This is a genomic window from Vibrio sp. 10N.222.55.A1 (genome assembly GCF_041473835.1).
GTDB lineage: Bacteria > Pseudomonadota > Gammaproteobacteria > Enterobacterales > Vibrionaceae > Vibrio > Vibrio crassostreae_C.
This window is the reverse complement of the sequence record NZ_JBFRSX010000062.1, coordinates 1-20,448: the sequence shown is the minus strand read 5'-3', so window position 1 is coordinate 20,448 and position 20,448 is coordinate 1. Positions and strand designations below refer to the sequence as shown.

Annotated in this window: 17 protein-coding genes; 4 read left to right on the top strand and 13 right to left on the bottom strand. The window is 43.9% G+C overall.

Going from position 1 to position 20,448, the window contains the following annotated elements; translation table 11 throughout:
• Positions 1-68: 68 nt before the first annotated feature.
• The 13 genes from AB4493_RS17885 to AB4493_RS17825 all read right to left on the bottom strand — a co-directional run bounded on the left by AB4493_RS17885 (position 69) and on the right by AB4493_RS17825 (position 13,559).
• Positions 69-584 carry a type II secretion system protein gene (locus tag AB4493_RS17885; RefSeq protein WP_372131917.1) on the bottom strand — a complete coding sequence of 172 codons (516 nt, stop codon included), beginning with the start codon at positions 582-584 and terminating at the stop codon, positions 69-71.
• A 35-nt stretch (positions 585-619) separates the two neighbouring features.
• Entirely contained in the window at positions 620-1,195 is a 576-nt protein-coding gene (locus AB4493_RS17880; RefSeq protein WP_017068729.1) for a prepilin-type N-terminal cleavage/methylation domain-containing protein, read from the bottom strand.
• A 79-nt stretch (positions 1,196-1,274) separates the two neighbouring features.
• Positions 1,275-1,730, bottom strand: a complete 456-nt coding sequence (locus AB4493_RS17875; protein WP_372155538.1) for an MSHA biogenesis protein MshF — start codon at positions 1,728-1,730, stop codon at positions 1,275-1,277.
• Positions 1,731-1,733: 3 nt separating this feature from the next.
• The gene (locus AB4493_RS17870; RefSeq protein WP_017061351.1) at positions 1,734-2,957 is read right to left on the bottom strand and encodes a type II secretion system F family protein; all 1,224 of its coding nucleotides are present in this window, start codon (positions 2,955-2,957) and stop codon (positions 1,734-1,736) included.
• A 12-nt stretch (positions 2,958-2,969) separates the two neighbouring features.
• A complete protein-coding gene (locus AB4493_RS17865; protein ID WP_017061350.1) occupies positions 2,970-4,694 on the bottom strand; it encodes a GspE/PulE family protein in 1,725 nt (574 codons plus the stop codon).
• Entirely contained in the window at positions 4,684-5,859 is a 1,176-nt protein-coding gene (locus AB4493_RS17860) for a tetratricopeptide repeat protein (RefSeq protein WP_371721860.1), read from the bottom strand. Before AB4493_RS17860 ends, AB4493_RS17865 begins: the two co-directional genes overlap by 11 nt.
• A gap of 2 nt (positions 5,860-5,861) precedes the next feature.
• Positions 5,862-6,701 (bottom strand): ExeA family protein, encoded by an 840-nt coding sequence (locus AB4493_RS17855; RefSeq protein WP_017061348.1) that lies wholly within the window; start codon positions 6,699-6,701, stop codon positions 5,862-5,864.
• Between the two features lie 53 nt (positions 6,702-6,754).
• Complete coding sequence (mshL, locus tag AB4493_RS17850; protein WP_372155537.1) at positions 6,755-8,392, bottom strand: pilus (MSHA type) biogenesis protein MshL; 1,638 nt, start codon at positions 8,390-8,392, stop codon at positions 6,755-6,757.
• A gap of 15 nt (positions 8,393-8,407) precedes the next feature.
• Positions 8,408-8,740, bottom strand: coding sequence for a hypothetical protein (locus AB4493_RS17845; protein WP_017061346.1), 333 nt, complete (start codon positions 8,738-8,740; stop codon positions 8,408-8,410).
• A complete protein-coding gene (gene pilO, locus AB4493_RS17840; RefSeq protein WP_017061345.1) occupies positions 8,733-9,380 on the bottom strand; it encodes a type 4a pilus biogenesis protein PilO in 648 nt (215 codons plus the stop codon). The genes AB4493_RS17845 and pilO overlap by 8 nt, the downstream gene beginning before the upstream one ends.
• Positions 9,380-10,822, bottom strand: coding sequence for an MSHA biogenesis protein MshI (locus AB4493_RS17835; protein WP_372155536.1), 1,443 nt, complete (start codon positions 10,820-10,822; stop codon positions 9,380-9,382). Before AB4493_RS17835 ends, pilO begins: the two co-directional genes overlap by 1 nt.
• Positions 10,823-10,824: 2 nt before the next feature.
• Positions 10,825-12,840: an RNase E specificity factor CsrD gene (csrD, locus tag AB4493_RS17830; protein ID WP_017062969.1), complete on the bottom strand. Its 2,016-nt coding sequence runs from the start codon at positions 12,838-12,840 to the stop codon at positions 10,825-10,827.
• 161 nt (positions 12,841-13,001) lie between these two features.
• A complete protein-coding gene (locus AB4493_RS17825) occupies positions 13,002-13,559 on the bottom strand; it encodes a single-stranded DNA-binding protein (protein WP_017061342.1) in 558 nt (185 codons plus the stop codon).
• 278 nt (positions 13,560-13,837) lie between these two features.
• Between AB4493_RS17825 and AB4493_RS17820 the strand changes: the two genes are divergently transcribed.
• From AB4493_RS17820 to AB4493_RS17805, 4 genes are all read left to right on the top strand, one after another.
• Positions 13,838-14,485 carry a LuxR C-terminal-related transcriptional regulator gene (locus tag AB4493_RS17820; RefSeq protein ID WP_029235590.1) on the top strand — a complete coding sequence of 216 codons (648 nt, stop codon included), beginning with the start codon at positions 13,838-13,840 and terminating at the stop codon, positions 14,483-14,485.
• Positions 14,486-14,642: 157 nt separating this feature from the next.
• Complete coding sequence (gene galU, locus AB4493_RS17815) at positions 14,643-15,515, top strand: UTP--glucose-1-phosphate uridylyltransferase GalU (protein WP_372155535.1); 873 nt, start codon at positions 14,643-14,645, stop codon at positions 15,513-15,515.
• A 183-nt stretch (positions 15,516-15,698) separates the two neighbouring features.
• Complete coding sequence (uvrA, locus tag AB4493_RS17810; RefSeq protein WP_017061339.1) at positions 15,699-18,530, top strand: excinuclease ABC subunit UvrA; 2,832 nt, start codon at positions 15,699-15,701, stop codon at positions 18,528-18,530.
• Positions 18,531-18,626: 96 nt separating this feature from the next.
• Positions 18,627-20,390, top strand: coding sequence for a PglL family O-oligosaccharyltransferase (locus AB4493_RS17805; protein ID WP_372155534.1), 1,764 nt, complete (start codon positions 18,627-18,629; stop codon positions 20,388-20,390).
• Positions 20,391-20,448 lie beyond the last annotated feature (58 nt).

Genomic DNA, 20,448 nt, shown 5'->3' with positions numbered 1-20,448 from the left:
TTTATGAGCGATAGGAAGAAAAAGGCCGACAAAAGCCGGCCTAAAATCTAGATAATATTCACTGGAGATTATAAACCACAGTTTCCATCGGCACCATCAACAATCAATACAGTCGCAGGCGTATTCGCATCAATAGCTGCTGTATACTGAACACATTGCACAGTGTATCCGTCTATACCAATGTCAATAGTAGTATTTGTAGGGTCAGTTGCATCATCTTCAGAGCTATCTAAAACCACGAACTCATTTGATACATCTAAGGTTTGCATGATACCGCCTTGGTTAGCAGTTTCATCGTTAACAGCAACAGGGTAACCAAAACTATGTGCTATACCTTCAACTACAGTACCTGGATTATCATCAGTAAAAGCAGTATATGTTGTAGCTTCAATGCCGTTGATTGCCGCTTTACCATAAGAGATCCCCATGGCTCCTGCTACAGCCCCACGTAAGCCCTCTAATGTTGCAGTGCGAGCATCATCTTGCAGGTTTAGGAAACGTGGTGCCGCAGTTACAGCAAGAATACCTAGAATAACAATTACAACCACTAGTTCGATTAGGGTGAAACCGCCTTGTCTTTTCATAGTTAAGCTCTCTCTATGTTTAATTTTACGCAGACTTACTGCAAAGTTACGGTCACACGACCAGTTTTAATTTCGTAAACAAATTCATGTTCTGTACTACCTTCTAATTGAACGTAAGTACAGGTTGCATCACCTGAATTCGCTTGCGCTGAATATTTGTAATTTGAGTCATTAGCGACATCTGAAACCGCACCTACTTTAGGTGGATTTTGCAGCAAGTTTTCCATCAACTCAGAACATGTTTCATCTGAAATATCTTGTGGAGCAGTGCTCGAATTATTGTTCAGAGTCCACGGATAGCCATCTCTAAAATCGGTATCGACATTGTTACTGTTCTTTGATCTCGTTAACCAAAAATCAACACCATCATAATTTACAGTATTGTATGTTTCAACACCTATCTTCTCTGATGGCCTAGCTTCTGCTTCCCACTGTGCTCTTGCCGATAGTACTGCGGTTGCAAAGCCACCAGCAACACCTTCAATACTTGATTTCTTGGCTTCATCTGTCACATCGAGAAAGCGAGGTAAAGCAGCCACCGCCAATAAACCAACGACCACGATCACTATGACTAATTCGACAAGGGAGAAACCCTTTTGATTCTTAAGCATTTTCTACCTACTCATCTAATTATTAACGCGCATTATACATTCGCGCTCGTATAAAACCATAAAAAAACTGTCAATATTTTCACAAAGCCAAAATATTGGCTTTTACACTAAACCTTTCTCTTTCGAGTAATATATCTACCTGATATTTATCAGCATAATGATAACTACAGTGAAAGTGTATGTTATCACTTTTATCTTCAACTCTTGGAGAGCTTAGCCCTAAAATGCTCCCTTGAGGATATAATTGATCCAGCCAATAGTTACAGTCTCTCTCCGTACCTTGGATAGGCATTATCCATCCAGTTCTGCTGTAGATCTTTGGGGGTTCCGAGCCTTCTTCTTGCCCAGCACCCGATAACAAATACTGCTGTTTGAACAAATTGGCTTGCTCTAAAATCCGCTTGCTCGCGACGATAAATGCCGTGTTAGTCGCTTCTTCTTCTACCGTTTTGAATGCCGAAAGCACACCGACAATAAGAAAAAGAATAACCACTGTCCAAATAACAAAACGTGAGCGTTGTAGGTTATTTAGCATTCCCTAGCCTTTGATCGCATCCAACATTCCCCACATCGGCAAGAAGATACCTAGCGCCAAAATCAGCACCATGCCTGCAACGATGGTTAACAAAATGGGTTCAATTCTGGCGGTTAAGGTTTTCAGATCGTAATCGACTTCGCGGTCATAAAAATCAGCCACTTCAAGTAATAGCTCATCAATACGACCCGTCTCTTCACCGACGGAGATCATTTGTATCACGAGCGGTGTGAAAATTTCGCTGTTAATCGCGGTCGACGAAACCGTACTACCGGCTTCAATGGCCGATTTCATGGCTTGAACTCGCAACTCTAGAAAACGGTTATCTAAAGCTTCCGCCGAAAGCGCTAGCGACTGGTTCAGTGGAACACCCGCTTTAAGCATCAAAGCAAAAGTACGCGAGAAGCGTGACAACAGTGCTCGATTCACTACCCCGCCAATGACCGGCATTTTTAAGCGTAATCGATCCCACTTTTCCAAGCCTTTGTCTGTCTTCACCCAAGCTTTAAAAGCGAAGATAAGACCAAAGATCACTCCAAGCATTAAGCCCCAGTAATTCACAAAGAACTCAGACATACCAATCAAGATACGAGTAGGCAGCGGCAAGTCGACACCAAAGCGCGCAAACATGCTTGAGAACTGTGGAATAACCTTGATGTTAAGAATGAACATTGCAATCAAGATAAAACTGATCACGAATGTTGGGTAACGCATCGCAGTCTTAATTCGTTTGCGAGTCTCAACTTCTTGTTCGTAATATCCAGCTAATTGCAGTAAAGCCTGATCTAGACGGCCTGTGTTTTCACCAACGCCAATCATCGAGACAAACAACGGACTGAATACCTTTGGGTGCATCTGCATTGACGCCGCTAAGCCGCGACCATTAGTTAGCTCAGCAACCACCTCTTCCAAGGCGGCTTTCAGCTGCTTATTTTCGCAGTTTTGAGTGAGGCCTTTCATCGATCTTAATAGTGGTACACCCGCTTTGGTTAGGCTGTATAACTGTCGACAAAACAGAACCAACACCTCTAACGGTACACTCGGAAAGAACAGACTCGATACATCCATATCTAAGACTGAACCACCACTTTTGCCCAGTTTGATAGAGGTTGGAATGATCCCTTTACTCATCAAGCTTTCAGCAGCAAGATCTTCGTTATTCGCGTCTAATTGCCCACTTACTTGACTACCATCAGAGCTGCGACCTACATAACGATACGTTGGCATATCATTCTACCCCTACAGATAAATTGGGTCAGTGGCACCGGACGCATCACCTTCGCCAAGATGCATTATCTCATCAAGACTCACGACACCTTGCAGAGCCAATTCCATCGCAGAAGCCAATAACGGTTTATAGTTTTCAGACTGTCTCGCCTTTTGAGCAAAACCTACCGCATCATTAGCTCTCAGTGCATCCATCATGTTTTGCTCTAGCTCCAACATTTCAAATACACCAATTCGCCCGCGGTAACCCGTTAAGTTACAGTTCTGGCAACCACGGCCTTTCATAAACGGCACACCTACTTGGTTAGGGAAACGGACGCTCAGCCATTGCTTGCGAGGTTCATCTAACTCATCCTCAACCTTACAATCTGTACACACTTTACGAACTAATCGCTGTGCGACTACTGCTCGAACAGCGCTCGCGACCAAGTAACCCGGAGCACCCATATCCATCATACGCAACGCGCTGTCTACCGCATCATTGGTATGTAACGTACTTAATACTAAGTGGCCGGTCAGTGCAGCTCTCAAGCCTATCTCAACGGTTTCGTGGTCACGCATCTCACCGATAAGAATAATATCGGGATCCTGACGTAGAAAGGTTCTCAAGATAGTAGAGAAATCGAGATTGATCTTAGGGTTTACCTGAACTTGATTCACACGAGGTAGGCGGTATTCCACCGGGTCTTCCGCAGTAATGATCTTTTTACCCGGTTCGTTTAATTCACTTAACGCGCCGTATAAGGTTGTTGTTTTACCTGAGCCGGTTGGGCCGGTAACCAAAATCATGCCATGTGGACGGCGCAATTGTTGACGCAGACGAACCAACAGATCACTCGGTATGCCCGACTCTTCTAGTTTACGTAGGCCCGCTGATTGGTTAAGAAGACGCATAACCACTGATTCACCGTGCTGTACTGGCATGGTCGACATACGAATATCAACCGACTGACCTTTAGCTCGGATATTAAATCGGCCGTCTTGAGGAAGACGTTTCTCTGAAATATCGAGGTTTGCCATCAGCTTCAAGCGCAGTACAAGTGCTGAAGCAATATTCACTTCATTCAGCAATGTTTCATGCAGCACACCATCAATACGCTGACGAAGACGCAATACGTTTGAATCTGGCTCGATATGGATATCCGAAGCACCAACCTGAATAGCATCTTCAAATAGTGAGTTGATCAGCTTAACGACGGTAACTTCATCACTGTCTTCTTCAGCGATATCGAAATCAAAAGCATCATTAACTTGGTGTTCAGCGTGAAGTTGCTCAGCAAACGAGGCAATCTCTTTGGTTCTTCGATAATAGCGATCGAAGCCATCAACCAATTGCCTTTCTTGAGCAACAACGAATTCAAGCGCGTAATCGCCGAGCTGACCAAGCAAAGACTCTTGGGCAAACAGATCCGCAGGGTCACTCATTGCAACACGCAAAGTGTCACCTTGGCGTCCAATAACCAATGCACGAAGGCGACGAGCATGTACTTCGGGTAAAAGCTGTACTGCTTCAACATCGACAACGGCTCGGCTTAAATCAATAAGAGGAATCGCTAACTGCTGCGACAAAAAGCTCAGCATTTGCTGTTCTGACAAGAAGCCAAGCTCAATTAGCGCATCACCCAGCTTACGCCCAGTACTTTTCTGAGCGGCCAGTGCTTGTTCAACTTGAGCCTCAGTGATAATGCCTTCTTCGACAAGCAAATCACCAAGTCTTTTTCTTAATCTAATTTGCATCGCCGCTCTCCTCTAAAGCATTGAGTATTTTTAACCGGTCACGCACAAAGCTTTGTGATTGAGATGAGATACCGACTCTGGTTAACGCACCTTGGTATGACGCTTTAGCAGCTGTGAAATCGAGTTGACGTTCTTGCTGAATCGCTAAGCCTAACCACCAGCGAGCATTATCTGAATCGACCTCAACCAACTTTTGGTAACTCTCGAGTGCGATTTCTTCTTGCTGTGATTTTTGGCTCAACGCCGCACGCATTGCTAGATACTCTTGAGTTGGATGCGGAGGCATGTGTACTAAAGGGCTCAGCGCCGCTTCTGATTGATTCGCTTTAACCAGCAGTTTAGATAACCCTAATCGCAATTTTTCACTGTTGATGTTGAGCTTAATTCCAGACTGATAAAGCTCATAGGCTTTGCGAGTATCGCCTTTACCAAAATAGAGAATCGCAAGTTTCTGACGGACATCTTCATTTCGTGGCGTGTAGCGTAGAGCTTCAGTGTAGCCCTTCAACGCACCAGTAAGATCGTTCGCATCAAGCGCTTTCTGAGCTCGACCTTGTGCATTCACAGATAGCTGTTCCGGAGTTAACTCAACCTGTTCGATCAACATTCCGCTATTTTCTGAATCACCAGAGGCTACAGGCTCATTAGAGATAGACGCAGGGGCTTTTTTTGCCACACTAGCAACGTAAATCGGTTGGGGAATTTCAGTCTTAGTCGTTTCAGGCACGCTTAGAGCTTTAGCCGGTGTTTGTTGTTTTGTCGCTTTTGGGGCAGACATAACAACTGATTCGGAAACACTAGGCTTAGATTGAGCGCTTTTTGCCATCGCAGTGTTTTCTGTTGAAAGGATCGCAGAGTCTAGTGTCACCAATTTCTTAGTTGGCGATGAGATAGGTTGAGCAACTTCCTGAATGCCATTTGAATCATCAACGACAGAGACTTGAACCTGTAAATCTCGAGTTGAGATTGACTGCTCAACAATAGACTGATCAATCACAGGGCCTTGCGATATCGCCCAGCCGCCCATCGCTAAACTCAAAGTAAAACCCGCAACAACCCAAACTAGGGGGGAACGCGTTTTTACTTTAGGTACGACTGCCGCTTCAATCGAAGTCGCTGATTTTTTCTTTGCCAATTCAGACAAGGCGTTGTTAATGACGCTCATAATTAATTCCAACCCCACAGTATTGGCGTTTTAAATTTAGGCTTACACACATCGTACGTTTCATGCATAGCTGAAAAAAGATGTTGGTTGTCGATACTTTTCTTATCTTCACTGAACGAAAGCAATAGAGCCTTATGGCAAAGTTGGTTTATCAATCTAGGGATACCTAACGACGAACGACAGATCGCCTTTTTTTGATTCAAGCTGAATAACTCAGGGCTACCACCAGATTTAGCGATTCGATTATCAATATAAGCCACCGTTTCATCGAGATTCAGCGGTCTCAGTGTCGAACTAAATGTGATTCTTTGGCGAAACTGCCTTAGGTGGTACGCCTCTAATCGAGCATCCAATTCTGGCTGACCTAATAAGACAATCTGCAGCAGTTTTTTATCTTCCGTTTCAAGGTTACCAAACAACCTTAATGTTTCGAGCGCTTCATCCGATAGAGCCTGAGCTTCATCAAGAATAGCCACCACTCTTAAACCAGAATTGTGCAATTCAATGAGCTTATGCTGAATGTTATCAACCAAGGTTGCTTCATTATCGACAGCTAAACCAAGCTCTGTTGCAACCGCCTGGCGCAAGTCTGCCCCTGATAACACAGGGTTTGGTAAGTAGATCAGAGCTGTACAGTCATGTAGGTGATTGACCAACATCCGGCAAACCATGGTTTTTCCAGTGCCTACTTCTCCGGTCACCTTAATCACGCCCTCACCCATTTCCAACGCCGAGATTACCGTCTGAATCGCTTCGAAATGAGGCGCTAAACCATAGAAGAAATCGGTATTCGGCGTTAAGGTAAATGGCAGTTGTTCAAAACCAAAGTGAGCTTGATACATACGACGACCTAGCTTAGTGAGACACTGCCACTCTATATTGAAAAAGTAAGCAATTACTCTTCATCAGGGAACCACTGCTGAAGAAGATCACGTGAACGCTCCAACTCATTTTGCCAAGTATTCACACCCACGATCGTTGGCTTAAGCAAGATCACGAGCTCAGTTTTTTGCGTTAACTGATTGGTATTACGGAACAAATGACCTAAGGCTGGAATATCACCGAGGAATGGAACTTTAGAGGTCACATCACTGGTGTTGGATTTCATCAAACCACCAATAACAACCACATCGCCATCTCGAGCTCGAATCACTGAGTCAGACTCACGAATAGAGCTTTTCGCCAAAGGAAGCTGCACCACACCCGTTGTAGAACCAAGGTTGAGCTCTTTCACTTCTTCCTCGACCTCAATAACGGCTGGGTGAACATGTAAGAATACGCTACCTTTATCATCTATCTGAGGGGTCACATCTAAGGAGATACCCGAAAAGAACGGAGTTAACTCAACCTCAGGTGCAACGTTCGCGTTGTCACCACTGCCTACCGCGCTAGATAAATCCGTCACGTAGTATTCGTCAGTACCCACTTTGATAACCGCTTTCTGGTTGTTTGCAGCTGTGACTCGTGGGCTTGATAGAACGTTCAGGTCACCTTGAGTATCCATAAAGCTCAATACCGCTTCAAAACTGCCATCTGAGATCGTTACGTTGGTTTGCCCGCCTAACAAAGAGCTGATCGCATCTAATGGAGGCAAAGTTCCACCAGGTCGATCAATTACCACACCGCCGCTGCCAATCGACTTAGATAAATTAGACCAGCTAATACCTTGTTGGTAACCATCACTCAAGGTTACTTCCATGATTTTGGCTTCTAGGATAACTTGACGCTGCAGGCGTTTTTGAGAAATACCTAAGAACTCTCGAACCTCACGAATTTCGTCAGGGTAAGCACGCACTGTAATCACACTCGCTTGCGGGGTCACGACAACGCTTTGCCCATCGCCCGAGCCAATTAAGTGAGCAACCGCCGCTTCAAGCTGTGGCCAAAAATTACTTTCAGAGGTCGTTTCAATCTCTGTACCACCATTCGATGTCGAGTTTGATGAATTAGAAGAGTTAGATGAATTTGACGAGTTTGAGTTCGAGTTTGAAGAGCTCGATGAATTCGAATCTGAGTTAGAGATCGTACCGGTGGTGATCGTCGTTAGTGAGCGACCAGAACGCTTAACTTGTAAGTAATCGACAGGGATCGTTACGGTGCGAAGACCGGCAGGATAAACTTGAATCACTTTGCCACGCTTTTCAATATCGTAGCCATACATATCTTGAGCAACAGCCAGTACCTCATCTAACGTCACGTCCGTTAGATTAAGCGTAAGGTTTCCAGACACACTTGGGTGAATAGCCGCACTATATTCCGTACCTTTCACTAAGCTGGCAAAAAAAGTTCTCGCTTCAACGCCTTTTGCCTGAATACGAAAACGCTTAACCGTTTCCATCCCCGGAGACATCGAGTCAGAATTAAGCTGAGGCATAAGGTCATCTTGAACCGACGAAGGCAGCTCATGAAGCGCTCTGCTATTGGCTTCATTAATTGATTCGTTTAAAGACTCTTTAATCTCAACAGGATCTCTATGCCCCATCGAACAGCCGACTAAAGATGACACTAGGATTGCTACTACAAGTTTACGCATGTCTTCACTCTAACCTTAATTATTCTTAACATCTAAAGAGAACATCTCTAATTTCCACTGCTTAGAGCTTCTCTGCAGAGTGACGTATTCTGGATCTATGTTCTTAACTCGGTACCCTCTGATCGTTTCCCCTTGTCCGAGAATCTGACCATTCATAATCGCATAGCAAGGCGTATCTCCCTTACACACGATGCTTTCTAAAGAAGGCAAGCGATAACGAGTTGGTGCTTTCTTAGCAGGCGCCGTTTTCTGTTGAGGTGAAAGCCAGCCTAATGGCGCCGTGGGATCTTGCTCAGCCCACACAAAAGAGCTACTAAATAGCAAGGACAACAAAAGAGTTCTAACCACCGATAAACTCCTGTCTAGTACCTAATGTGTAAACCTCGAACACCAGTCGAGCTTTAGGATATTCTTCTACTGAGTATTCAAATGTGCGCCAGTAGTAACTCACAGGTAGAGACTCAAGTGCTTGAAGGTAAGCTGAGATATCAAAGTAACTGCCGGTTAGCTCCATTCTTACAGGGTGAAGAAAGTAGCCTGAATATTCGCTGGTCTCTTTATTGTTCGAAATCGCTTCTGGTTTTAATGACTCTAGCGATTCAAGCTTTAGTCCATTACCGGCGTTAAGAACGCTCTCCAGTAACTGCGACATTTGAGAAGGTGTGATTAATCCATCAACAATCTGAGAAAGCTGAAGAGAGAGATCTTGGCTCTCCACCAGCAGCTTTTTGTACTCTCGATTAATTTCTTTGTCTGGGTCTTTGTTTAACTGAGCTTGCAGAACAAGTAACTCACCTTGCTGCCTTTGATTCGATTGAGTCAGGCTGCTCGCCTTGGCATTTTTAGCTTGTAGATCGAGATACGCAGGCTCAACCAATAAGGTGAACAACAACATCGATAGGCCAACAAAACCACACACAAAAAGTAGCCATTTTTCTCTTTGACTTAATGCAAGAAACTTATCGCTCAGCTGGTTCCACTGCTGCATTATTTACTCTCCCGACGAGTACTTAGCTCAAACGTCACCACATCCTGATCATTACGGCCAATTTTTAGTTTTTCAAAAGTGCGTCCGACTAAATTAAGCTCACTTTTAAACTGACCAATCCAGTTCGGAACGACATTTGCGTTACGAGCCAAGCCACTAAGATCTAAAGTATCGTGGGTCATGTAGATGTGCGAAAGAGAAATGTCATTTCGGCCTAATTTAGCTAAGGAATTCATGACGCCAGAATACCCGACTTGTTGGGATTCGTCGTATTGTCCAACAGCCTTCAAAGCCTCTTTTTTAGCCTCAGTCTCACGTTTGAGACGCGCAACCGCCGCGACTTTCTCTGGAGACGGTTTATGCTGAGTTAACTTACTATTCAATTGGTTAACTTGCTTGTTAAGTTGATTCGAGTCTTGTTGCAGGGCTGTTAGCTCTTTATCTAGATTAGAAACTTGATACTGCATTGCGAAGTAACCACCAAGCATCAAAACACAAACTACTCCCCAGCTCGCAACAACATTGGTCAGCGTAAAATATTCTTTTTTAGGCTTAAGGTGTTCAGGGTAAAGATTGACCTTAAACGTCTCTTTTTCAGCTGCAAGTTTAAGCAACAAACTCTCTGAATTATCACGCTCACCTTCAACCAACAGTGAAACTGTCGAGCTCAATGTACTGTTTAAGGCACTTTGTAACTCTGCTTCATCTTCTTCGTCACAACAGATTTTAAGCTGGTGAAGCTGGGTGCCTTTAATTTGAGAAGAAAGGTAATCAATCGAGCGTTGAAGCTCTAAAGCGAGGCCATCTAACTGCAGAGCACTTGACGCAACACCCGTTAAAGGTGGCACAACACTGCGGATGGTTCTTTGAAAACAAACGGTATTTTCGACAAACGCACCCAATTTAAAGTGTGAATTGACGCTACGTTGTAAAAGAATGAAATTAGACAGTTCGCCTGCACTGTAACCCCAGATTTCATCTTCAGGAGCAACACCTATTAATTCAACCTGAGCCGAATTAGTGATATTCAAAAGCTTGTCCAACAGCTTTTTAGGCAGGACATATACTTGCAGCTTGTTCGACGTTGGTAACGCGACCGCACTCGCAGTAATTTCCGTGACTCTTTCTGAAACAAGATCTTTGAGTAAAAAAGGCAGTGCTACCGACCATTCACTCTCTGGAATGTCCGGTTTATCAATTTGGTAGGTTTGGTAGTAGTTAGCACAGACAATCAGTTGGACGCTATTACTGGTAAGCGCCTCACTGCTAAGCGATTTTTTTAGCGCACTCTCCCAGTCCCCATTAACCACGGGAATGCTGGCTACTTGAGGATCCTGTTCTGTCGATGAAATATAAATGGCGTCATTGCCCAGCAAGACAACTTGCGAGCTACCTTTATTATTCGTTGGCTTTATTTTGTCTAAAATCGCTTTAAAATTCATTCTTAACTACTACTCTTACGCCATCGATTTCTTCGTCCAACTTTGACAACAGATTCCGCTTTCGCGGCTTTTTCTGCTTGATTAGGCAAAGGGATAATTTGTTGTTCTTCGTCGAAATATCTCCCTTGATAGCCGTTAATGCCTAACTCTATCAAGGTATTCTTTTCTTGTTTTGTCTCGACTCCAACGGCAATAACTTGAGTTGGAGAATCACCACACGCCCCAATTAAGCTGCGAACAAACAGTTGGTTCTCATGCCTTTGGTCGATTTTCTTTATTAGGCTTCGATGAAGCTTAATATAATTAACCTTCAAATCCTTTATATAGTGAGTGCTAACAATGGTTCGCCCAGCTTGGCCAACCACAACTTTACACCCTAAACCTCGCAACATCTTTGCCACCGGTCTCATATAATCAAGATGAGCAATCAAGTGCCCTTCTGGAAACTCAAACGCAAGCTGAGAGCGGTGTTGAGCAGAGAGCTGTAACAACTCACTCCTAAACCACTTAAAGTGCTGTTTATTAGCAAACGGGGTAACATTCAGATTCACTGAATAGTTGATAGGTTGAGTTGATTCTTTCAACGATTTCAACACAACCTTTAGAACCGATTGGTCCATTTGAGCTTGATAACCCACTTGCTCTACCGCAGGCATAAATCGAGACGATTTCAATAAACCTTTGTCAGGATCCTGAATTCTAGTAAATATTTCTCTATGCAATTCATTAACTTGACCAGATTCCGGCATAAGATAACACCGCTGAGCAAAGATTACTAAATTTTCAGGAAGCAGCGCTTTATCAAGTAATGTTCTCCAACGAACACTGCCTCTATCAAGCTCATTCTTATTCTCTTTCGGGTAACGGCTCCAGTTATTAATACGCTCTAACTGAGCACTCTTTAGTGCCGTTTCCGTTTCATCCATGATCTGGCTATGACGCTCACCTTCGGTATACATGGTCACACCAATATGACACCAGTTATCCGACTCTAAAGGCTCTGGCGGAGTTAGCTTATCTAACTGCCTTAAACACTGAGCAGCCAAGGTAGCAATATCTTTTGCGCCCTGATGAGGGATAAATACAGCAAAGTCCGCTTCGTAATAGCGAGAAAAAATGACATCGGGATAGCGTTGAACGATATTCGACAGTACTTCACCGACTTCAATAATAAAGCCGTCTGTGGTTTGCTTATCGTTAGCATCACTAACTTGCTCCCATTCGTCGATACGTATCAGTAACACACCGCCTCGAGCACCACTTTCATGCAGTGCCGATTCCAGCTTATTATCGAATAAAACTCGGTTTGCCGTTCCCGTGAGTTTATCTAGGAAAGTATGGGTACGAATAAAGGTATCAAAGCGACTTCGTTCTTGACGAGCATCTTGTAGCTCTTCAATCAATACATCTAAGGCTTCGCTTGCGGTATAAGGCCACTCTCGCTCATCTCCCTTTGCATGAGCTTCAACCTGACCGGCCAAGATCATTCTTCCTCGCTCTTCCAAGATTTCAGAACCCATGAGTTGTTCTTTCAACCAACGAACACCGCGAGCAAGACAGAACAGAACCAATGCGACAGCCAAAGTAATTGACCACATCGCTTCCATTGAGTAGTTGTAGCCAATATAAGGAGGAAGTGCTTTAAATTCGATTCGGTAGCCTTCATTACGCTCTAAAATGAAGCTTTTCTCATAAAGACGATTGGGATCAATTTGTGGGGAGGTATCTTTGAAACGATAAACGATGCCGGTCTTGTTCGAGAGTTTCATCTCAACAATATTGCTCGCCTGCAACATCTTAGGCATCCAACGCTGCATTGAATACGCGGCGTCAGGGTCTTCCATCTCTTTATCTACAACGTCGACAATGCCAACCAAATAATGGTCTAAATATTCCTGTCCAATACGCTTAAAGGAAAGTGTGCCACCAATAAAAAGAATGAACATCGCGCTGATCACTATCACGGTGACAAATGCGACCAATCGAGTGCTCAATTTTAGTGTCGGGGTATATCTCATGAATAACGAAATCCTTTTCAACTCACATTATACCGTATTGCTACTTATACTATAAATTGACGTTGTAAATAAAGCGTTAAGAATTGTAGGTAACAAAAAGCCGCGATGAACGCGGCTTTTTCCAATTTAATACTGTCTTTATAATATATTAAAAACAGGGACTAGAATGGGATGTCATCATCAAAATCCATTGGCGGCTCATTATATTGAGGTTGAGCCTGCTGAGGAGCTTGTTGAGGTGCTTTTGGCTGCTGTTGAGCGGGAGCACTGTATTGTTGTTGCTGTTGTTGTGGCTGCTGTGGCTGACCCCAACCACCTTGCTGTTGGTTGTTACCCATGCCACCTTGAGCAGGAGCACCACCTTGAGCACGGCCGCCAAGCATTTGCATTACACCATTGAAGCCTTGAACAACCACTTCAGTTGTGTAGCGATCTTGACCGCTTTGATCTTGCCATTTACGTGTTTGAAGTTGACCTTCAATGTAAACTTGAGAACCTTTACGTAGGTACTCACCAGCAACTTCCGCAAGCTTGCCAAACAGAGCAACACGGTGCCATTCTGTTTTTTCACGCTGCTCGCCAGTTGCTTTATCACGCCATGACTCTGACGTTGCAATGGTAATGTTCGCTACTGCGCCGCCATTTGGCATGTAACGAATTTCAGGGTCATTACCTAGGTTACCCACTAATATAACTTTGTTAACTCCACGGCTAGCCATGATTTGCTCCGTCTAAATTCATAGTCTCAGAAAATTTTAGCGCACAAGAATAGCATGCTTTTCTACAGTGATAAATCGCATTCCTATTCTCTCCTCACTACAAAGAATAAAAACGTAACAAATCATGATATTCAGAGCGATGTTGCTTTTTTCTCCACTTACAAACCACTCATTTACTTTGATAATTGATATTCAACGCAAGTCACTATCAAGGCGCTAGAGAAGCTAAAGCCTGCATGACAACGTGGAATCTAATCCCACTCAAACAGGACGTTTCAATGAGAAAATCAAGATACGCTCGCACTTTACACTTTCTGTGCATCGACCCAAACGATACCTATCTACATGTAAAAGAGATAGAAAAGCATTTATCTATTGTTCTCTACAAAATGACACCCGACGAATTAATGCTAGTTGATAGAAAGCAGAGTAACCGGATCTTGCTCGTCGATTACAGAGAGGTACCACAACTACTGATTATTTGTCCTAACCTGACTGTTATGTGGAAAAATCACGAAATCATTTTATTCAATGTCCCCCAGCAACTTCCAACCTCAGAGCTTCTTACCTATGGGGTACTAAAAGGACTCTTTTACAACACTGAACAAAAGGACAAGATTGCTCGTGGTCTTCAAGAAGTCATTGATGGCGATAACTGGCTGCCAAGGAAGGTAACCAATCAACTGTTGTTTTATTATCGCAATATGGTCAATACCAACACCACACCAACCAATGTTGATTTAACCATTCGTGAGATCCAGGTGATTCGCTGTCTTCAATCCGGGTCTTCAAACACACAAATCGCCGATGACTTGTTTATTAGTGAGTTCACGGTTAAATCTCACCTCTATCAAATATTCCGTAAGCTTGCGGTAAAAAATAGAGTTCAAGCGATAGCATGGGCAAACCAGAACCTGCTTGCATAATCGACCCACCTCTTAGTCTGACGATAATTTTGAGGGAAGCTCTAGTAAACCATGGCTATTGTTGCTGAATTTTCGACATAACTTATGCTAGAGTTGCCCTCAGAAATATCAACCACTCAGGTTGAATCAATAATTATTATAGATAAAGGGTCTTATCATGATCAAAAAGTGCCTTTTCCCGGCAGCTGGCTACGGTACACGTTTTTTACCTGCAACCAAGTCAATGCCTAAAGAAATGATGCCTGTAGTAAACAAGCCTCTGATTGAATACGGTGTAGAGGAAGCTATCGAAGCTGGTATGGATGGAATGTGCATCGTTACTGGACGTGGTAAGCACTCGATCATGGATCACTTTGATAAAAACTACGAGCTTGAGCACCAGATTAGCGGCACCAATAAAGAAGACCTATTGGTTAATATCCGTGAAACGATTGAAGCGGCAAACTTCACCTACATTCGTCAACGTGAGATGAAAGGCCTTGGCCATGCTATTTTAACGGGTCGCGAACTTGTAGGCGATGAACCGTTCGCAGTAGTACTTGCTGATGACCTTTGTGTGAACGAGCAACAAGGCGTGCTAGCTCAGATGGTTGCGCTATACAAACAGTTCCGCTGTTCTATTGTTGCTGTACAAGAAGTTCCAGAAGAAGAGACTCACAAGTACGGTGTTATCTCTGGCGAAATGATCAAAGATGACCTTTTCCGAGTTGATGACATGGTAGAGAAGCCAGAGCAAGGTACAGCACCAAGCAACCTAGCGATCATTGGTCGTTATATTCTGACTCCAGACATCTTTGAACTTATCGAGCAGACTGAACCAGGTAAAGGTGGCGAAATCCAGATTACCGATGCATTGTTAAAACAAGCCAAAGCAGGCTGTGTATTAGCATACAAATTTAAAGGCCAACGCTTTGACTGCGGTAGTGTAGAAGGCTATATCGAAGCAACAAATTACTGCTTTGAAAATCTATACAAAAAAGACCAGCAACAAATCGAACTAGGTAAGCACTCAACAACAAAAGAAGCTTAATCGCTAGTTTTGGCATACTAACTAATGATACGTAGCGATGAGTTAGTCGCGTAATAAATGATTTAAAGGGTGACTCGAAAGCGTCACCCTTTTTTTGTTTACTGTTTTTTTATCCAGTAAAACTTTGCACAAATCTCACTCTATGTAATACTTTAGCCACTTAAAATTACATGGTCTATTGAGATGGATAAAATAGAAATTAGAGGCGCTCGTACGCATAACCTCAAAGACGTCAACCTAACCATTCCACGTGACAAACTGACTGTCATCACCGGATTATCGGGTTCAGGAAAGTCGTCACTTGCGTTTGACACACTCTACGCAGAAGGTCAGCGTCGTTATGTTGAATCTCTGTCTGCTTACGCTCGTCAATTTCTATCTCTTATGGAAAAGCCTGATGTCGACCATATTGAAGGTCTGTCTCCAGCTATCTCAATAGAACAAAAATCGACTTCACATAACCCTCGCTCAACCGTCGGTACCATTACCGAAGTCTATGATTACCTCAGATTATTGTATGCGCGAGTAGGCGAACCTCGCTGTCCAGACCACAACATCCCTCTAGCAGCACAAACCATCAGTCAAATGGTCGATAAGGTCTTAGAACTGCCTGAAGGCTCAAAGATGATGTTGATGGCACCGATTGTCAAAGAGCGCAAAGGTGAGCATGTTAAAACACTGGAAAACTTAGCTGCGCAAGGCTTTATCCGAGCCCGAATTGATGGTGAAACCTGTGATCTATCCGATCCACCAGCACTTGAACTTCATAAGAAGCACACCATTGAAGTTGTGGTAGACAGATTCAAGGTTCGTCCTGATCTTCAACAGCGTTTAGCCGAGTCATTCGAGACCACATTAGAGCTCTCTGGCGGTATCGCTGTCGTCGGCTGGATGGACGAAACGGATCAAGAAGAGATCGTATTCTCTGCTAACTTCGCTTGTCCTAAATGTGGTTACAGCATGCAAGAGCTTGAGCCTCGCCTGTTCTCATTTAATAACCCGGCAGGAGCATGTGGTACGTGTGATGGTCTTGGTGTTCAACAGTATTTTGATCCAAGCCGAGTGATTTTAGATGAGAACCTAAGCATTGCTGAAGGTGCGATAAAAGGTTGGGATCAAAAGAACTACTACTATTTCCAAATGCTAACGTCGCTGTCAGAACATTATGGTTTTGATCTGTATGCGCCATTTAATTCTCTACCGAAAAAGACTCAAGAGATCATTCTAAAAGGATCAGGTCGAACTGAAGTGGAATTCAAGTACATCAATGACCGAGGTGATATTCGAGTTAAGCGTCATCCATTCGAGGGCATTTTAAATACCTTAGAGCGCCGTTACCGTGATACTGAATCTAGCGCGGTGCGTGAAGACCTTGCCAAATACATCTCAACCAAGTCGTGTTCTAGCTGTGATGGCACTCGCCTGAGACTAGAAGCTCGCAATGTTTTCATTGGTGATACAACACTTCCGGAAATCGTTGAACTTAGCATTGCTGACGCACTACAATTTTTCCAAGAATTGAAGCTAGACGGTCAACGTGGGCAGATCGCAGATAAAGTGATGAAAGAGATCAATGATCGTCTGCATTTCTTAGTCAACGTTGGTTTGAACTACCTTAACCTATCACGCAGTGCTGAAACGCTGTCTGGTGGTGAGGCGCAACGTATTCGTTTGGCGAGCCAAATCGGTGCCGGTTTAGTTGGCGTTATGTATGTACTTGATGAGCCATCAATTGGTCTCCACCAGCGCGATAATGAACGTCTATTGCAAACCTTAATTCACCTGAGAGACTTAGGTAATACGGTACTTGTTGTGGAACATGACGAAGATGCAATTCGTTGTGCTGACCATGTTATCGATATCGGTCCAGGAGCAGGGGTGCACGGTGGTCACGTGGTGGCAGAAGGTACCATGCAAGACATCATCGAAAACCCGAACTCTTTGACAGGCCAATACCTGAGCGGTGCTAAAGAAATTGCAGTGCCTGAAAAGAGAACGCCTATCGACAAGAAAAAGGTCGTCGAGATCGTTGGCGCAACGGGGAACAACCTAAAGAATGTGACCGCGACAATTCCTGTTGGCTTGTTCAGTTGTATTACGGGCGTATCAGGTTCGGGTAAATCAACGCTTATCAACGATACCTTCTTTAAAGTCGCCCACACTCAATTAAACGGTGCCACGACTGCAGTTCCAGCAAAGCACAAAAAGATTAAAGGGTTAGAACATTTTGATAAGGTAATCGACATAGATCAAAGCCCTATCGGTCGTACACCAAGATCAAACCCTGCGACCTACACAGGGATTTTCACCCCTATTCGTGAACTATTCGCGGGCACTCAGGAATCACGTTCTCGTGGTTACAAGCCAGGTCGATTCAGCTTTAACGTTCGTGGTGGTCGTTGTGAGGCTTGTCAGGGAGACGGCGTAATCAAGGTAGAGATGCACTTCTTACCCGATGTGTATGTGCCTTGTGATGTGTGTAAAGGTAAGCGCTATAACCGTGAGACTCTAGAGGTCCGCTACAAAGGTAAAACCATTGACGAAGTTCTAGAGATGACTGTGGAAGATGCTCGTGAATACTTCAACCCGGTACCTGTTATCGCTCGTAAACTGCAAACTTTAATGGACGTTGGCCTCTCTTACATTCGCTTAGGGCAAGCAGCTACAACCTTATCTGGTGGTGAAGCTCAGCGTGTTAAATTAGCGCGTGAACTGTCTAAACGAGACACGGGAAAAACCTTATACATTCTCGATGAGCCAACAACAGGCCTTCATTTCCACGATATCCAGCAGCTACTGACGGTATTACATAGACTGCGTGATCACGGCAATACAGTTGTCGTGATTGAGCACAACCTAGATGTCGTTAAAACAGCAGACTGGATCCTAGATCTTGGCCCAGAAGGTGGGCAAGGTGGTGGTGAGATTGTTGCAGAGGGTACACCTGAAGATGTGGCGTTAGTCGAAGGTTCACACACTGCTCGCTTCCTTAAGCCTATGTTAAATTTGAAGTAGGTGTAAAATAGCGCCCTGCGGGCAGACAGAAAAATGTTAAAGTAACAGAGCTTGTTTCAGAAGGAACAAGCTCTGTTTTTATAAGGTTAGGGATTTATGGCAACAATACACACTAGCGGTACTCAGCTAGAAAATCAGATCACTCAGCTACCACTCAACAAAGCATTTCTGGCTTCTTTAGCTGTTGTATTCTTGTTAGCTATGCATTTTTTTATGCCGAATCCTGGTGGTTCGGGCCTTGCTCTATCCTTTAACCCTACCACTTGGCTAGCGCTAAGCTTCACGCTAGCGATTGGCTTTTACCAACTCGCGACCAATCGAGTACTCAAGTATTCCAAATTAACAATTGGCTTGTTGATTAGCTGCATCATACTCACGCTACCCATTTTATACAGCAATGCTGCACCTCAAGGAGCGTCAGGACGCTTGCTTGGATTGTGGACGGGCTTTGCCTTATTTGTGGTGCTGCAGCAATTTAAGTTCAGCAATAAACACAAGCAACGTATGTTGTGGTTCATTGTACTTGCTGTTGTTATACAAGCACTATTTGGCTATGTGCAATATTTCTTATTAGAACCTGGCAACCTATTTGGCTACAACACTGCTGCAAACCGACCATATGGGATATTTCAACAACCGAATGTAATGGCAAGCTTTCTTGCTACTGGTTTTGTGCTGTCCGCTTACCTTTTAGCAAGGCAGCCGGCTAAATATAACCATAAGATCAGCGAATCATTCCTACTGTATTTAACTCCAACCTTAACCGTGCCCTTGCTGATCATCATTGCATCACGTACCGGATGGTTGGCCGCTGTCATTGGGTTTATCTGCATTCTGCCCTATCTATACAAGTTCTCGACCAAGAAACGCTTCTACGGATGGTGCGCATCAGTGCTCGTCGGTGTCGTCGTCGCTTTTTCGGTGATCAGCCTAAGTGCGACTGATAGCCTCGCTAGCAAGAAAGCGAACCTAGAAAGCCCGCGCGCTTATACGTTCCCGCAAGCTTTAGATATGATGATCGAAAAGCCATTTACAGGTTATGGTTACGGGAAATTTGAGTCTGAATACACGCTATATACAGCTCGCCAACATCAACTCAACTCGAACTATCATCCAGGTCTTCCTTCAATGGATCACCCGCACAATGAGTTCCTGTTTTGGGGAGTTGAAGGGGGGATTGTACCAATCATCGGAATCTTGATTGCTGCAATATTGGTGATGTCACGCATAACAAGTTCAGCAAAGGGAACACGTCTAGCCCTGCTCGCGTTATTTATCCCAATCCTTTTGCACTCTCAACTTGAGTATCCTTTTTACCACTCGGCGATTCACTGGATAACATTCATTATATTGATTTACTGGGTAGATCAGCGCTCTTCCCGACATTATCAACAGTCGTTCAGTATCATTAGCAAGACCCTATTTAGAGTGTTGAGCTTAGTGCTCCCTATTTTGGTCAGTTTTTATATGTTGAGCGCCCTGCACACCAACTATGTACTGACTAAGTTTGAACAATCTAAGCCGAAGAACCCAGATATTCTTAAGCAAGTTACGAATCCAGTGGTGTGGAAAGATCGCTACGATTGGGATATATACAGCACTTACCTTAATATCGGCCTCTACAAAGCCGACCCGAGCCTTATACAGCCTTACATCGATTGGTCACTGGAGATCATTAAGAGCAAACCAAGACCGGCTTTCTACAGCAATCTGATTCTGGCGTATCAAGGCCTAGGAGAAGAAAGTAAAGCAGAGCAAATTCGTAGCGAAGCGAACTTTTTATTCCCTAACAGAGACTTTTCAAAGGTTCAGTATAAGAAAGTGTCACAAGCAGAAGATAACGTTTCGTCTGCAGAATAATGTTAAGAATTCGCAACGCAAGCTTCACTTAGTAGGCAGTCATAGACAGGATCTTAAG

What these genes read in the sequence shown, in the direction of transcription:
- AB4493_RS17860 (WP_371721860.1), bottom strand. Translation starts at nt 5,859, where the DNA reads ATGAGCGTCATTAACAACGCCTTGTCTGAATTGGCAAAGAAAAAATCA.
- AB4493_RS17865 (WP_017061350.1), bottom strand. Translation starts at nt 4,694, where the DNA reads ATGCAAATTAGATTAAGAAAAAGACTTGGTGATTTGCTTGTCGAAGAA.
- AB4493_RS17820 (WP_029235590.1), top strand. Translation starts at nt 13,838, where the DNA reads ATGAGAAAATCAAGATACGCTCGCACTTTACACTTTCTGTGCATCGAC.
- galU (WP_372155535.1), top strand. Translation starts at nt 14,643, where the DNA reads ATGATCAAAAAGTGCCTTTTCCCGGCAGCTGGCTACGGTACACGTTTT.
- AB4493_RS17880 (WP_017068729.1), bottom strand. Translation starts at nt 1,195, where the DNA reads ATGCTTAAGAATCAAAAGGGTTTCTCCCTTGTCGAATTAGTCATAGTG.
- AB4493_RS17870 (WP_017061351.1), bottom strand. Translation starts at nt 2,957, where the DNA reads ATGCCAACGTATCGTTATGTAGGTCGCAGCTCTGATGGTAGTCAAGTA.
- mshL (WP_372155537.1), bottom strand. Translation starts at nt 8,392, where the DNA reads ATGCGTAAACTTGTAGTAGCAATCCTAGTGTCATCTTTAGTCGGCTGT.
- AB4493_RS17835 (WP_372155536.1), bottom strand. Translation starts at nt 10,822, where the DNA reads ATGAATTTTAAAGCGATTTTAGACAAAATAAAGCCAACGAATAATAAA.
- AB4493_RS17875 (WP_372155538.1), bottom strand. Translation starts at nt 1,730, where the DNA reads ATGCTAAATAACCTACAACGCTCACGTTTTGTTATTTGGACAGTGGTT.
- AB4493_RS17825 (WP_017061342.1), bottom strand. Translation starts at nt 13,559, where the DNA reads ATGGCTAGCCGTGGAGTTAACAAAGTTATATTAGTGGGTAACCTAGGT.
- AB4493_RS17805 (WP_372155534.1), top strand. Translation starts at nt 18,627, where the DNA reads ATGGCAACAATACACACTAGCGGTACTCAGCTAGAAAATCAGATCACT.
- AB4493_RS17885 (WP_372131917.1), bottom strand. Translation starts at nt 584, where the DNA reads ATGAAAAGACAAGGCGGTTTCACCCTAATCGAACTAGTGGTTGTAATT.
- pilO (WP_017061345.1), bottom strand. Translation starts at nt 9,380, where the DNA reads ATGCAGCAGTGGAACCAGCTGAGCGATAAGTTTCTTGCATTAAGTCAA.
- csrD (WP_017062969.1), bottom strand. Translation starts at nt 12,840, where the DNA reads ATGAGATATACCCCGACACTAAAATTGAGCACTCGATTGGTCGCATTT.
- AB4493_RS17855 (WP_017061348.1), bottom strand. Translation starts at nt 6,701, where the DNA reads ATGTATCAAGCTCACTTTGGTTTTGAACAACTGCCATTTACCTTAACG.
- uvrA (WP_017061339.1), top strand. Translation starts at nt 15,699, where the DNA reads ATGGATAAAATAGAAATTAGAGGCGCTCGTACGCATAACCTCAAAGAC.